Origin of the sequence: Neorhizobium petrolearium (genome assembly GCF_017873175.1) — a bacterium.
GTDB lineage: Bacteria > Pseudomonadota > Alphaproteobacteria > Rhizobiales > Rhizobiaceae > Neorhizobium > Neorhizobium petrolearium.
In genome coordinates, this window is record NZ_JAGGJW010000007.1 from 307982 (window position 1) to 322830 (window position 14849).

12 protein-coding genes are annotated in these 14849 nt (G+C 61.3%); all 12 read left to right on the plus strand.

Features of this window, described 5'->3' with window-relative positions:
- Positions 1 to 28 precede the first annotated feature (28 nt).
- The 12 genes from mraY (at position 29) to lpxC (ending at position 14790) form a co-directional block, all read left to right on the plus strand.
- Positions 29 to 1132, plus strand: a complete 1104-nt coding sequence (gene mraY / locus J2046_RS15860) for a phospho-N-acetylmuramoyl-pentapeptide-transferase (RefSeq protein ID WP_210053335.1) — start codon at positions 29 to 31, stop codon at positions 1130 to 1132.
- Between the two features lie 7 nt (positions 1133 to 1139).
- Positions 1140 to 2546 carry a UDP-N-acetylmuramoyl-L-alanine--D-glutamate ligase gene (gene murD, locus J2046_RS15865; RefSeq protein WP_210053338.1) on the plus strand — a complete coding sequence of 469 codons (1407 nt, stop codon included), beginning with the start codon at positions 1140 to 1142 and terminating at the stop codon, positions 2544 to 2546.
- Between the two features lie 3 nt (positions 2547 to 2549).
- Positions 2550 to 3704: a putative lipid II flippase FtsW gene (ftsW, locus tag J2046_RS15870; RefSeq protein ID WP_210053339.1), complete on the plus strand. Its 1155-nt coding sequence runs from the start codon at positions 2550 to 2552 to the stop codon at positions 3702 to 3704.
- Positions 3705 to 3710: 6 nt separating this feature from the next.
- Positions 3711 to 4868: an undecaprenyldiphospho-muramoylpentapeptide beta-N-acetylglucosaminyltransferase gene (gene murG / locus J2046_RS15875; protein WP_210053341.1), complete on the plus strand. Its 1158-nt coding sequence runs from the start codon at positions 3711 to 3713 to the stop codon at positions 4866 to 4868.
- Positions 4865 to 6280 carry a UDP-N-acetylmuramate--L-alanine ligase gene (murC, locus tag J2046_RS15880; RefSeq protein WP_210053342.1) on the plus strand — a complete coding sequence of 472 codons (1416 nt, stop codon included), beginning with the start codon at positions 4865 to 4867 and terminating at the stop codon, positions 6278 to 6280. Before murG ends, murC begins: the two co-directional genes overlap by 4 nt.
- Positions 6277 to 7251: a UDP-N-acetylmuramate dehydrogenase gene (gene murB, locus J2046_RS15885; protein WP_210053344.1), complete on the plus strand. Its 975-nt coding sequence runs from the start codon at positions 6277 to 6279 to the stop codon at positions 7249 to 7251. Before murC ends, murB begins: the two co-directional genes overlap by 4 nt.
- Before the next feature lie 240 nt (positions 7252 to 7491).
- The gene (gene aqpZ / locus J2046_RS15890) at positions 7492 to 8178 is read left to right on the plus strand and encodes an aquaporin Z (RefSeq protein ID WP_210053346.1); all 687 of its coding nucleotides are present in this window, start codon (positions 7492 to 7494) and stop codon (positions 8176 to 8178) included.
- 373 nt (positions 8179 to 8551) lie between these two features.
- Entirely contained in the window at positions 8552 to 9478 is a 927-nt protein-coding gene (locus tag J2046_RS15895; protein WP_210053348.1) for a D-alanine--D-alanine ligase, read from the plus strand.
- Positions 9466 to 10398 carry a cell division protein FtsQ/DivIB gene (locus J2046_RS15900; RefSeq protein ID WP_411828507.1) on the plus strand — a complete coding sequence of 311 codons (933 nt, stop codon included), beginning with the start codon at positions 9466 to 9468 and terminating at the stop codon, positions 10396 to 10398. The genes J2046_RS15895 and J2046_RS15900 overlap by 13 nt, the downstream gene beginning before the upstream one ends.
- On the plus strand, positions 10395 to 11726 hold the full coding sequence (gene ftsA, locus J2046_RS15905; protein ID WP_210053350.1) for a cell division protein FtsA: 1332 nt from the start codon (positions 10395 to 10397) through the stop codon (positions 11724 to 11726). Before J2046_RS15900 ends, ftsA begins: the two co-directional genes overlap by 4 nt.
- Positions 11727 to 11813: 87 nt before the next feature.
- Positions 11814 to 13577, plus strand: a complete 1764-nt coding sequence (ftsZ, locus tag J2046_RS15910; RefSeq protein ID WP_210053352.1) for a cell division protein FtsZ — start codon at positions 11814 to 11816, stop codon at positions 13575 to 13577.
- A gap of 256 nt (positions 13578 to 13833) precedes the next feature.
- Positions 13834 to 14790 (plus strand): UDP-3-O-acyl-N-acetylglucosamine deacetylase, encoded by a 957-nt coding sequence (lpxC, locus tag J2046_RS15915; RefSeq protein ID WP_210053353.1) that lies wholly within the window; start codon positions 13834 to 13836, stop codon positions 14788 to 14790.
- Positions 14791 to 14849 lie beyond the last annotated feature (59 nt).

The window sequence follows — 14849 nt, forward strand, 5'->3', positions numbered from 1 at the left end:
TTAGACGCGGCTTGAGAAAGGGCCTTGAATGCTGATCTGGCTTGTGGAACTGGCGGATAGAATTCAATTCTTCAACCTGTTCCGATACATCACCTTCCGGACGGGTGCGGCCCTCTTCACCTCTGCCTTTATCGTCTTCCTGTTTGGCCCGCGGATCATTGCTTCGCTACGCGTCCGGCAGGGCAAGGGCCAGCCGATCCGTGCCGACGGACCGCAGACGCATTTCAAGAAAGCCGGTACGCCGACCATGGGCGGACTGATGATTCTCGCGGGCATCCTCGGTGGTTCGCTGCTCTGGGCCGATCTTTCCAACATCTATGTGGTGGCCACGCTTCTCGTTACGCTCGGTTTCGGCGCGATCGGCTTCTATGACGACTACCTGAAGGTGACGAAGCAGACGGACAAGGGCTTTTCCGGCAAGGCGCGGCTTGGCATCGAATTCGTCATCGCCGGCATCGCCGTCTTCTTCATGATGCGCGTGGCGCTGGCGACGGGTTCTGCGACCAGTCCGGCTCTCGGCACGTCGATCGCCTTTCCTTTCCTCAAGGATTTCCTCCTCAATCTCGGGTTTTTCTTCATCCTGTTCGGCGGCTTCGTGATTGTCGCTGCGGGCAATGCGGTTAACCTGACGGACGGCCTCGATGGGCTCGCGATCGTGCCCGTCATGATCGCTGCGGCTTCCTTCGGCGTGATCGCCTATCTCGCCGGCAACGCGGTCTTTGCGAACTACCTGCAGATCAATTTCGTGCCCGGCACGGGTGAACTTGCCGTCATCCTCGGCGCGGTGATCGGTGCCGGCCTCGGCTTCCTCTGGTTCAACGCGCCGCCGGCTGCGATCTTCATGGGCGACACCGGTTCGCTGGCGCTGGGCGGCCTGATCGGTTCGGTGGCCGTCGCCACCAAGCACGAGATCGTCATGGCGATCATCGGGGGCCTCTTCGTCATGGAGACGCTGTCGGTGATCATCCAGGTCGGATTCTTCAAGATGACCGGCCGGCGCGTCTTCCTGATGGCGCCGATCCATCACCATTTCGAAAAGCTTGGCTGGACGGAAAGCCAGGTGGTGATCCGCTTCTGGATCATCGCCGTCGGGCTTGCGCTCCTCGGGCTTTCGACGCTCAAGCTCAGGTGACGCCAAGATGATCCCGGTCACCACATTCAGGGATAAGCGGGTTGCGCTTTTCGGGCTCGGCGGATCCGGGCTTGCGACCGCCAGGGCGCTTGTCGCCGGCGGGGCGAAAGTGGTCGCCTGGGACGACAATCCGGATAGTGTCGGGAAGGCTGCGGGCGAGGGGATCACGACTGCTGATCTGCGCACCATCGATTGGCCGGCCCAGGCCGCCTTCGTCCTGTCGCCAGGTGTGCCGCTCACCCACCCGAAGCCGCACTGGAGCGTCGATCTTGCCCGTGCGGCAGGCGTCGAGATCATCGGCGATGTCGAACTTTTCGTCCGCGAGCGCCGGGCACATGCGCCGGATTGCCCCTTCATTGCCATCACCGGCACCAACGGCAAGTCGACCACGACGGCGCTGATCGCCCATATCCTGAAATCGAGCGGCCGCGACACCCAACTCGGCGGCAATATCGGCACGGCCATCCTGACGCTCGATCCGCCGAAGGCCGAGCGCTACTTTGTCGTCGAGTGCTCCTCCTACCAGATCGACCTTGCGCCGACACTTGATCCGACCGCCGGGATTCTGCTCAACCTGACGCCGGACCACCTCGATCGGCACGGCACGATGCAGCATTATGCCGATATCAAGGAACGGCTGGTTGCCGGCAGCGAGACTGCGGTCATCGGTATCGATGATTCCCATTGCGCCCTGATCGCCGACCGCGTCGAGCGGGCTGGAGTGTCGGTGAGACGCATATCCAAGCGCAACGTCGTGGCCGATGGGCTTTATGCCGAAGGCACACGGATCATCGAGGCGCAGGGCGGCACCTCCGCGGTGCTTGTCGATCTCGACAGCGTCCAGACGCTTAAAGGCAGCCACAACGCCCAGAACGCCGCCGCGGCAATCGCTGCCTGCCTGGCGGTCGGCGTTTCCAGGGACGACATCCGTGCGGGGCTGAAATCCTTTCCGGGCCTCAAGCACCGCATGCAGCCGGTCGGGCGGCGTGGGCAGGCGGTGTTCGTTAACGATTCGAAGGCAACGAACGCGGAGGCCGCAGCGCCGGCGCTTTCCAGCTACGACCGTATCTACTGGATTGCCGGCGGTCTGCCGAAGGAAGGCGGGATCGCAAGCCTCGCTCCACTCTTTCCGCGTATCGTCAAGGCCTATCTGATCGGAGAGGCGGCGCCGGCGTTTGCAGCGACCCTCGGCGAGGCGGTGCCCTATGAGATTTCCGGCACGCTCGAAAGGGCCGTGGCGCATGCCGCAGCGGATGCGGGGGCTGACGCGATGCCGTCCGCGGTGATGCTGTCGCCTGCTTGCGCCAGCTTCGATCAGTTCAAGAATTTCGAGGTTCGCGGCGATGCCTTTGTCGGCTACGTCGCGGCCCTCGAGGGAGTCACGATGTTGATCGAGACCGGAAAGGGACGCTGACAGATGGTAAGCCGCGCAGACCGAGGGCCGCTCGCAGACTGGTTCTGGACGATCGACCGTTTCTTCCTCGTCGCCTTCGTGCTTTTGATGGGCATCGGCTTCATGCTCTCCTTTGCGGCCTCACCGGCGGTTGCCGAGCGAATCGGCCTGCCAAGCTTCCATTTCGTCGAGCGGCATGCGCTCTTCATCCTGCCGTCATTGGCGGTGATGATCGGTCTTTCCTTCCTGACGCCGAGGCAGGTGCGCCGCACCGCGATCATCCTCCTCGTCATTTCGCTGGCGCTGATGGTGCTGGCGCTATTCTTCGGCGTTGAGGTCAAGGGTTCCCGGCGCTGGATCGGTGTCGGCACGTTCTCAATCCAACCTTCCGAATTCATGAAGCCCGCCTTCGTTGTGGTCTGCGCCTGGCTCTTTGCCGAGCATGCGCGTCAGCCGGAAATTCCGGGCAATCTCTTCGCCATCATCCTGTTCGGCATCGTCGCGGCGTTGCTCGTCGCCCAGCCCGACCTCGGCCAGACCATCCTCACCAGCGTCGTCTGGGGCGGCATGTTCTTCATGGCCGGCATGCCGTGGCTCTGGATCGTCCTGCTCGGCGGTGTCGGGACAGGCGGCATTCTTGCGGCCTATTACATGCTGCCCCACGTGACCGCGCGTTTCGACAAGTTCCTGACGGGCGAAGGCGACCGGTTTCAGATCGAGACGGCGCATGAAGCGATCCTGCAGGGCGGCTGGTTCGGCCAGGGACCGGGCGAGGGGATTGTCAAGCGCATCCTGCCGGACAGCCATACGGACTTCATCTTCTCCGTTGCAGCGGAAGAATTCGGCATTATCTTCTGTATGGCGCTGGTGGCGGTCTTCGCCTTCGTCGTGTTGCGGGGCCTCAATCATGCCTTCAAGGAAGGCAATGACTTCAACCGCTTTGCGGTGGCGGGGCTCGTGCTGCAGATTGGCATGCAGTCGCTGATCAATATCGGCGTCAATCTGGAACTTATGCCGGCCAAAGGCATGACGCTGCCTTTGATTTCCTATGGCGGCTCGTCGATGATCGCTATCTGCATCACGGCGGGGTTCATTCTGGCGCTCACGCGTCACCGCCCGGAAAAGCGGGCCAAGGAGAAGAGTCTGTTCCGTGTCGCTCAAGGCGTACCGGCGGAGTAAATATAGATGACCAAGGGCATCATCCTTCTTGCCGCCGGGGGAACCGGCGGTCACGTATTCCCGGCGGAGGCGCTCGCGTATGAGCTGAAGGCGAGGGGCTATTCCGTCCATCTCGTCACCGACAGCCGAGCGGAGCGTTTCGCGGGTACATTTCCAGCGGACGAGATTCATGTGGTTCCTTCAGCCACGCTGGGCTCGAAAAATCCGATTGCGGTCGCCCGTACCGGCTGGAGGCTCTGGACTGGGCTTCGCGCCGCCCGACGCTTGGTCGGCAAATTGAAGCCGCTCGCGGTCGTCGGCTTTGGCGGCTACCCCACCGTGCCGCCGTTGATGGCGGCGACCTCCATGGGCGTGCCGTCGATGATCCACGAACAGAACGCCGTGATGGGCCGCGCCAACAAGGCGTTGGCGGGCAAGGTGCAGGCAATCGCCGGTGGCTTCCTGCCGGAGAACAATGGTCCATATGCGGATAAGACCGTCACGACCGGCAATCCGGTGCGACCGGCGGTGTTGGCTGCCTCCAGTGTTCCCTACATTGCATCCCGCGGCAGCGATCCATTCCGGCTGGTCGTTTTCGGCGGCAGTCAGGGTGCGCAGTATTTTTCCTCGGTCGTGCCGACGGCGCTCAGCCTGCTCGACAAGGCCGAGCGCGACCGGCTTGTCGTCACCCAGCAGGCACGGCCGGAAGACAAGGACCGCGTGATCTCCTGCTTTGCCAAACTGAACGCACCGGCCGATATCTCGTCGTTCTTCTCGGACATGGCCGAGCGTCTGGCGACGGCACATCTCGTCATCTGCCGTTCGGGTGCTTCCACGGTTTCCGAGATCGCAGTGATCGGACGGCCCGCCATCCTGGTGCCTTACCCGCATGCTCTGGATCATGACCAGGCTGCCAATGCAGCGGCACTCGTGGCGACCGGAGGAGCGCAAGTCGTGTCGCAATCGGAGCTTTCGCCGGAAAAGCTGGCATCGCTCATTTCGGCCGCGATGAAGGAACCGGATCGCCTGGAAAAGATGGCGGCCGCCGCCAGGACAGCAGGGCACCCGAACGCGGCGAGCTTGCTCGCGGACATGGTCGTGGCTATAGCCGAACGCAAGTCGATCGCGGAATTCAGGACGTCGAAGGACTTCGGTAAATCAGAAGATTGGGGAGTGCAGGCATGAAGATGCCGAAGGCCATAGGGCTTGTTCATTTCATCGGCATCGGCGGGATCGGCATGAGCGGCATTGCCGAGGTTCTGCACAATCTCGGCCACAAGGTGCAAGGTTCGGATCAGGCCGACGGTGCCAATGTCCAACGGCTGCGCGACAAGGGCATTCCGGTGTTTGTCGGCCACGGGGAAGAAAACCTGGGCGATGCGGAAGTTGTCGTCGTGTCGACCGCGATCAAGAAGAACAATCCCGAGTTGATCGCTGCGCGTGAAAAATCATTGCCGATCGTGCGCCGTGCCGAAATGCTCGCCGAACTGATGCGCTTCCGCAATGCGATCGCGATCGGCGGCACGCATGGCAAGACCACCACAACCTCGATGGTTGCGGCACTCCTGGAGGCTGGCGGGCTCGATCCGACGGTCATCAATGGCGGCATCATCAATGCTTATGGCACCAATGCTCGGATGGGTGAGGGCGAGTGGATGGTCGTTGAGGCCGACGAATCGGACGGCACCTTCCTGAAACTTCCTGCTGATGTTGCGGTCGTCACCAATATCGACCCGGAACACCTCGACCACTACGGCAATTTCGACGCGGTGCGCGCCGCTTTCCGGCAGTTCGTCGAGAATGTGCCGTTCTACGGCTTTGGCGTGCTCTGCCTCGACCATCCGGAAGTGCAGGCGCTCGTCGGGCGCATCGAGGATCGCAAGATCATCACCTACGGCGAGAACCCTCAGGCTGACGCACGTTTCTCCAACGTTCGCACGGAAGGCACGCGCGCGATCTTCGATGTGGAAATCCGCCGCCGCCGCACCGGTCGCGTTTTCAATTTCAAGAATCTGGCACTGCCGATGCCCGGCCGGCACAACATTTCGAACGCAACTGCGGCGATTGCAGTCGCCAATCGGCTCGGCATTTCGGAAGAGAATATCCGCAAGGGGCTTGCGAATTTCGGGGGTGTGAAACGCCGCTTCACGCTCACCGGCACCTGGAATGGTGTGCAGATCTTCGACGACTACGGTCATCATCCGGTTGAGATCAAGGCGGTGCTGAGGGCGGCGCGCGAGGCCTGCCAGGGCCGTATCATTGCCGTTCACCAGCCGCACCGCTACACGCGGCTGTCGAGCCTCTTTGAGGATTTCGCCACCTGCTTCAACGATGCCGACAGCATTATCCTGGCGCCAGTCTATGCCGCGGGCGAGGAGCCGATCGAAGGTGCCAGTTCCGAAGCGCTGGTTGCCCGCATCCGCTCGGGCGGCCATCGCGATGCGCGCTATATGGCATCGCCGGATGAACTTGCTTCGATTGTATCGGGCATTGCGAAACCAGGTGATTTCGTGGTTCTTCTGGGGGCTGGTAATATCACGCAATGGGCGGCGGCCTTGCCGAAGGAACTGGAAAATATTTCGGGACAAAAGGAATGAAACAGGTGAATGGGGAAAAGCTGCTGGCGTCGCTGGGGGAAGACGTCAACAAACTGCGTGGGCGCCTGACGCCGGATGCGCCGATGGATCGCGTTACGTGGTTCCAGGCCGGCGGTCTCGCCGAACTCATGTTCCAGCCTCATGACGTCGATGACCTTGTCACCTTCCTGAAGATCCTGCCAGAGGACGTGCCGCTGACGGTGGTCGGCGTCGGCTCCAACCTGCTGGTCCGTGACGGCGGCATTCCGGGCGTCGTCCTGCGCCTTTCCGCCAAGGGATTCGGCGGGCTCGATCTCATCGGCGAGAATCGCATCCAGGCCGGTGCTATTTGCCCGGATAAGTATATCGCTGCCATGGCGATGGATAATGGGATCGGTGGTTTCGCCTTCTATTACGGCATTCCGGGTTCGATCGGCGGCGCGCTGCGCATGAATGCCGGTGCCAACGGTACGGAGACGGCGGACCGGGTGGTCGAAGTCCATGCGGTCGACCGCAAGGGCAACAAGCATGTGTTCTCGAAGGACGAGATGGGCTACAGCTACCGCCATTCAGCGGTGCCGGCAGACCTGATCTTCACCCACGCTGTCTTCGAAGGTTACCCGGAGGACAGGGCGAAGATTCGCGCCGAGATGGATGCAGTACGCCAGCATCGCGAGACGGTGCAGCCGATCAAGGAAAAGACCGGCGGTTCGACCTTCAAGAATCCGGAAGGCCATTCGGCCTGGAAACTGATCGACGAAGCGGGCGGTCGTGGCCTGATGAGCGGCGGGGCACAGATGTCCTCGCTCCATTGCAATTTCATGATCAATATCGGTCATGCGACCGGTTACGACCTGGAATATCTTGGCGAGACCATCCGTCAGCGCGTCTTTGAACATTCCGGCATCAAGCTCGAATGGGAAATCAAGCGGCTCGGCATCTTCATGCCCGGTCGCGAGGTCAGACCGTTCCAGGGCGTCACGACCGAGTGACCATACCTCAAACTATTTGCACTGTATGCTTGTAAGATGTCGTAAAATCAACATTTTGCGGCATCTTTCTTATATTCTAGTTTCAGTTGCCGGTTTGGTCGTGTGACCGGCCGACATATTTCAGCCATTTCTTGTTCATTGGGCGTTCACCAACGGCCGTCGCATAATCACTGTGCATCAAGTGAGTCGTGCCTGATGCCGGCGCGGGCCGGAGGCGCGCGATTAGGGGGATGTAACAACATGTTCAAGAAATTTGCAGCCGAGTTCCTCGGCACTTTCTGGCTTGTCTTCGGTGGATGCGGCAGCGCGGTTGTGGCTGCCGCATTTCCTGATCTTGGAATCGGCTTCGTAGGCGTCGCGCTGGCATTTGGTTTGACGGTCCTTACCATGGCCTTTGCCGTCGGGGGCATTTCCGGCGGACATTTCAATCCGGCGGTATCGGTCGGGTTGACGGTGGCGGGCAGATTGCCGGCTTCCAATCTCCTTCAGTATGTCGTTGCCCAGGTGCTCGGAGGTATTGTTGCGGGGTTCGTGCTTTATCTCATCGCTTCCGGCAAGGCCGATTTCCAGCTCGGCGGTTTTGCGTCTAACGGCTATGGCGAGCACTCGCCCGGCGGTTATTCACTGACCTCCGCGTTGTTTGCGGAAATCGTTCTTACCGGCTTCTTCATCTTCATCATCCTGGGAGCGACCGGGCCAAAGGCACCGGCCGGCTTTGCTCCGATCGCGATTGGTCTCGCGTTGACGCTCATCCATCTGATCTCGATCCCGATCACCAATACGTCCGTCAATCCGGCCCGTTCCACCGGCGTGGCGGTGATTGCCGGGGGCTGGGCGCTCGGGCAGCTTTGGCTCTTCTGGGTGGCTCCGATCATTGGCGCGGTCCTCGGCGCTCTGGCCTGGAAGGTTGTGGACGATTCGGAATGATCGACAACGATCCAGGCCGAAGATAGGGGGCATTCTGCCTTAAAAGAAAGCCCGCGAGATTGTTGGTCTCGCGGGCTTTTTCTCGTTCCGACGTCATTCAGGTCGGATTTACTCATCAAGAAATAACAGGTTCGAAGTCCGTATCGGGGCAGGCGCTCATTCGCGTCATGACGGAATGCGTTAATAACCGCTCACTCGATTTTTCCTTTATTTTCATGCCTTTGCCTGGTGGCATTAATCAAAGTAAACGATTTGTTAACCATATTGAGGCACTAATGCAGTCAAACCTTATATCCGGTGGGAATCGCCTCCGGAGCGAGTTTGGCGCAAGCGCCGTGGCATAGAGTGAAGTCCTTTTTTTCGGGAGTGAACGATGAGTGGCAAGCATGTCGCTGTTCTGATGGGAGGGCTTTCCTCCGAGCGGCCTGTAAGCCTGTCTTCGGGCAGTGCCTGTGCCGATGCTCTTGAGGGTGAGGGCTATCGCGTCACTCGCGTCGATGTCGGGCGGGATATTGCGACGGTGCTCACCGATCTCAGGCCGGAGGTTGCCTTCAATGCATTGCATGGGCCTTTGGGCGAGGACGGAACGATCCAGGGGATTCTCGAATATCTGCAGATACCCTACACCCATTCCGGCGTTCTGGCGTCCGCGCTCGCCATGGACAAGCATCAGGCCAAGCGGGTCGCTCAGTCGGTCGGCATTCCCGTCGCGGAAGCCAAGGCAATGAGCCGCTTCGATATTTCCAGCACGCATCCGATGGCTCCGCCTTATGTGGTGAAGCCGGTGCGCGAGGGGTCATCCTTTGGCGTCGTCATTGTTCAGGAGAATCAGCCGCATCCGCCGCAGGTCATCGGCTCCTCCGAATGGCGTTACGGCGATCACGTGCTCGTCGAGCGCTACGTTTATGGCCGCGAGCTGACCTGTGGGGTCATGGGCGACGTGGCGCTTGGCGTAACGGAAATCCTGCCGGTCAGTCATGCTTTTTATGACTACGATGCAAAATATGCCGAAGGTGGCTCGAAACACGTCATTCCTGCACAAATTTCACCGAATGTTTACCAAAAGATTCAAACATTAGCGCTCAAGGCGCATCAGGCGATGGGCTGCCGGGGCGTTAGTCGCTCAGACTTCCGCTACGACGACCGTTTCTCCGAGGATGGTGAGGTTATCTGGCTCGAAATCAATACGCAGCCCGGTATGACCCCTACATCGCTGGTGCCCGAAATGGCCGCGCATGCCGGCCACTCTTTTGGTGAACTGGTCCGTTGGATGGTGGAGGATGCTACGTGTTTGCGTTGATCGGCAATAGAGCGGGTGGACCGCGCGGCCGTTCTCAGGCTCTCTATCTTGGCGTCGAAGAGCGGCGCGTGCTTCCGCGGCCGCTTCGCCGGATGGTGCGTTTTTGCGTCAGCCTTGCAACGGGACGAATTCATATTCCTTCCCACACGGGCACCGTGTCGGCATTCGGTTTCTTTGCTGCCGTCGGTCTTTACGGGATGTCGCTCGGCGGGCACGGTCACGAGGTCGCGCAGGCGACGACGGCGGCTGTAGGTTTCGCCATCGAAGACGTGCGCGTCTCGGGCAATGAGCAAACCTCCGAGATCGATATTCTCCAGCTTCTCGGTCTCGATGGTACGACATCGCTCGTGGCGCTCGATATCGATGCGGCTCGCCGCAAGCTTTCGGAATTGCCCTGGGTCGAATATGCGGAGGTCCGCAAGGTTTACCCGAGAACGATCGATGTCATGCTCAAGGAGCGTCAGGCATTCGGCATCTGGCAGCACGGTACCGAGCTTTCGCTGATCGAGAGGAACGGCAGCGTGATCGCGCCGCTGCGCGACAACAAGTTCACCTCGCTTCCGCTCTTCGTCGGTCGCGATGCCGAGACGGCTGCCTCTTCCTTCGAAGAGGAGATGTCGGGCTGGCCCGAGCTGAAAAGCCGCGTGAAAGCCTATGTCCGCGTCGCGGGCCGGCGTTGGGACCTGCACCTCGACAACGGTGTCGTACTCAAGTTGCCGGAAAGCAACGTCGCCAAGGCTCTTGCCGTGCTTGCCCGCCTTGAAAAGGAACAGGGCGTGCTGGAGCGCGACATTGCTGCCGTCGATCTTCGTCTCGAAGACCGGACCACCATTCAGCTTACCGCCGGCGCTGTCGAGCGTCGCGGGCAGGCGCTGGAAGCGCGGGCCAAGGCTCTTAAGAAAGCGGGAGAGCAAATTTGAGCGTCTTCGGTTCTTCCCATTTCGGTCTGCCGCGCATGAGGCCGCTTTCCTCCAAGCGCAGCCATGTCGTTTCCGTTCTGGACATCGGCTCGACCAAGGTGGTCTGCATGATCGCCCGGCTGACGCCGCGCCAGGAAAGCCAGGTCCTGCCGGGACGCACCCATAATATCGAGATCATCGGCATCGGCCATCAGCGCTCGCGTGGCGTGAAGTCGGGCGTGATTGCCGATCTCGATGCTGCCGAAAGCGTGGTGCGGCTTGCGGTCGACGCGGCCGAGCGCATGGCGGGCCTTACCGTCGACAGCCTGATCGTCAACGTCTCCGCCGGCCGGCTGGCAAGCGACGTCTATACCGCAACGATCGATCTCGGTGGTCAGGAAGTCGAGGCGGCAGACCTCAAGAAGGTTCTGGTCGCGGCAAGCCAGCAGTCGCTGCGTCAGGACCGTGCAATCCTGCATTCGCTTCCGACCGGCTTTTCGCTGGATGGTGAGCGCGGGATCCGTGATCCGCTGGCGATGTTCGGCGATGAACTGGGCGTCGACATGCATGTGGTCACCGCCGAACGCGCTACGCTCAAGAACCTCGAGCTCAGCGTCAATCGGGCTCATCTTTCGGTCGAAGGCATGGTTGCCACACCCTATGCCAGCGGCCTCGCGGCCCTTGTCGACGACGAGGTCGAGCTTGGCTGCGCTGCAATCGACATGGGTGGCGGCACAACGACGATCTCGGTCTTTGCCGAAGGCAAGCTCGTCCATACGGATGCGATCAGCCTCGGAGGCCATCACGTCACGACCGATCTGGCGCGCGGTCTTTCGACCCGCATCGAGGATGCTGAGCGCATGAAGGTCGTGCATGGTTCGGCCCTGATGAACAGCGGTGACGAGCGCGACGTGATCTCGGTGCCGCCGATCGGCGAGGACGATCGCGACCAGCCGACCCAGGTGCCGCGTTCGCTGGTCACCCGCATCGTCCGGGCTCGTATCGAGGAAACCCTGGAACTGATCCGCGACCGTATCCAGAAGTCGGGCTTCAGCCCGATCGTCGGCAAGCGTGTCGTGCTGACGGGCGGCGCAAGCCAGCTCACCGGCCTTTCGGAGACCGCCCGCCGCATCTTGGCTCGCAACGTCCGCATCGGCCGTCCGATGGGCGTCTCCGGTTTGCCGGCGGCAGCCAAAGGTCCGGCCTTTTCGACGGCCGTCGGGCTGATGATCTATCCGCAGGTTGCGGACATGGAAACACATGCCTCTCAGAGCGGGCTTATGGCTTCGCTTGGCAGTGGCAACGGCCGGCTGGCGCGCGTGGGCCAGTGGCTGAAGGAGAGTTTTTGATGCGGCGGCTTCTGCCTGCTGCCTCAGAGAAGAGTTGGAATGAATTGGCCGGCGGCGATGCGGCCTGAAGAAGAAGGAACTGCTGCAATGACCATCAAGCTGCAAAAGCCGGAAATTAACGAGCTGAAGCCGCGCATCACCGTGTTTGGCGTCGGTGGCGGCGGCGGCAATGCTGTCAACAACATGATCACGGCCGGGCTGGAGGGCGTCGATTTCGTTGTCGCCAATACCGATGCCCAGGCGCTGACCATGACCAAGGCCGAGCGGATCATCCAGATGGGTGTCCGGGTCACCGAAGGCCTCGGCGCCGGCTCGCAGCCGGAAGTCGGCCGCGCCGCCGCTGAAGAGTGCCTCGACGAGATCGTCGACCATCTGACTGGCACACATATGTGCTTCGTCACCGCCGGCATGGGCGGCGGCACGGGCACGGGCGCCGCTCCGGTTGTGGCACAGGCCGCCCGTTCGAAGGGCATCCTGACCGTTGGTGTCGTCACCAAGCCGTTCCACTTCGAAGGCCAGCGCCGCATGCGGCTCGCCGAATCTGGAATTCAGGAACTGCAGAAGTCGGTCGATACCCTGATCGTCATTCCGAACCAGAACCTCTTCCGCATCGCCAACGACAAGACGACCTTTGCAGACGCTTTTGCGATGGCCGACCAGGTGCTTTATTCCGGTGTCGCCTGCATTACCGACCTCATGGTCAAGGAAGGCCTGATCAACCTTGACTTTGCCGACGTCCGATCGGTGATGCGCGAGATGGGCCGCGCGATGATGGGCACGGGCGAAGCGTCCGGCCCGGGCCGCGCGATGCAGGCGGCGGAAGCGGCGATTGCCAACCCGCTCCTCGATGAAACCTCGATGAAGGGCGCTCAGGGGCTGCTGATCTCGATCACTGGCGGCCGCGACTTGACCCTCTTCGAAGTCGATGAGGCCGCGACCCGTATCCGCGAGGAAGTCGATCCGGATGCCAACATCATCCTTGGTGCGACCTTCGACGAAGCGCTTGAAGGCCTGATCCGCGTGTCGGTCGTCGCTACCGGCATCGATCGTGGCGCTGCCTCGGTCGATATCCGGGCCGCTGAGATGCGCGCTGCTCAGAGGCCGGTGATTCGTCCGTCTGCCGCCGTGTCGTCGGCTCCGTCCGTTGCGGCTCAACCGGCTCCGGTTGCCCAAGCCGCTCCGGCTCCGAAGCCGGCTGTCGACCCGATCGCCGAGACGATCCGCATGGCAGAGGCCGAGATGGAGCGCGAGCTTACCATCCCCGAGCCGCAGCAGGCTGCCCCGGCGCCCCAGCCGGCCGCGTCCCAAACGGCTATGCAGCAGCAGCATCATGAGGAATTCCGGCCGCAGAGCCGTATCTTCGGTGCTGCCCCGGTTGACGCTCCTGCCCCAATCGCGAGCCGTCCGGCTCCGGCCCCGCAGCCTGCTCCGGCAATGACGCAGCCGGCGCCCCGCATGGCGCAGCCGGTCCACCATGAACCGGTCGCTCCTTCCGTATCGACGGTTGTTGAACCGGTGCGCATGCCGAAGGTCGAGGACTTTCCGCCGGTCGTGAAGGCCGAGATGGATCGTCGCGCTCAACCCGTACAGCATGTGCAGGAAGAGCGTGGTCCGATGGGGCTCCTGAAGCGAATCACCAATTCGCTCGGTCGGCGCGATGAGGAAGAGCCGGTCAGCGACATGACGGCTCCTGCTCCTGCTCCCCAGCAGCGTCGTCCGCTGTCGCCGGAAGCCAGCCTTTATGCGCCACGTCGCGGCAACCTGGACGACCACGGTCGCGCCGTTCCGCAGGCTCATCACGAGGATGATCAGCTCGAAATTCCGGCCTTCCTGCGCCGCCAGTCGAACTGAATTAACGACGGTCACGAAATGTGAAAGAGGCCCGGATCACGAATCCGGGCCTCTGCTCGTTTTCTTAATCCGTACGCGGAGTTAACAACGTAACAATCCGAAACGAACAGTGATTTGGAATGCGCCAGACGGCTGCGTATGTAGTGCAGTGAAAGACGCGGCAAGAGGCCTCCCGATTCAGGTGATTGGTTCTCTGGGCGCTATGAATTTCGGATCACTTTGCCTTAGGGATCCGACGATAAAGAAGGCAGTAGGAATGACCATCGGATTGCTCGGTTTCCAGACCACCATCGCCGCCCCGGTAACGTTGACGGGGATAGGCGTTCATTCCGGAGCGCCTGTCGATATTACCTTCCAGCCTGCCGAAGCCGGTACCGGCATCGTGTTCACGCGCGTCTTCGAAGACGACAGTTCGGTCGAATATCGCGCCGTCTCTTCTCAGGTCGGTCCGACGGATCTGTGCACCGTTCTCGGCAGTGCGCCCGCAAGGTGGATTGCCACGATCGAGCATGTCATGGCGGCTCTTTATGCTCTCGGTATCGACAATGTCGTGATCGATGTCGACGGCAGCGAAATGCCGATCATGGATGGCAGCTCCCATCCCTTCATCGAGGCGATCGAGCAGGTCGGCATCGTCAATCTCGGCATCAAGCGCCGTTATATTCGCGTCGTGAAACCGGTGCGTATCGATTCTGGTTCATCCTGGGCCGAGTTCCGTCCGCATGACGGCACCCGGTTCGAAGTCGAGATCGACTTTTCCTCGCCGCTCATCGGCCGGCAGAAGTGGGAAGGCAATCTGACGCCGGAGACTTTCAAGCAGGAGCTTTCCCGCGCCCGCACGTTCGGCTTCATGCGTGACGTGGAACGCCTTTGGGCCGCCGGTTATGCGCTCGGCTCCTCGCTCGAGAATTCGGTCGTCATTTCCGACGATGATACGGTCGTGAATGTCGAGGGTCTGCGCTACGAGGATGAGTTCGTTCGCCATAAGGCGCTGGACGCCGTCGGCGATCTGGCGCTGGCCGGCGCACAGTTCATCGGCTGTTACCGGTCCTATCGCGGCGGTCACAAGATGAATGCGAATGCGCTGAAGGCGCTGATGAGCGATCCGACTGCCTACGAAGTCGTCGAGGCTCCGTCGTCGCGTGCGGCTCGCGTGCGGGCAGGGGAGTTCGTGCCGGTCAGCATGCCGGAACTGACGCCCTGGTTCGCCTGAAAAAATAAGATCCAGTCCACCTGGCCGCTTCCTCGGAGGCGGCCTTTTCTTTTGGACGA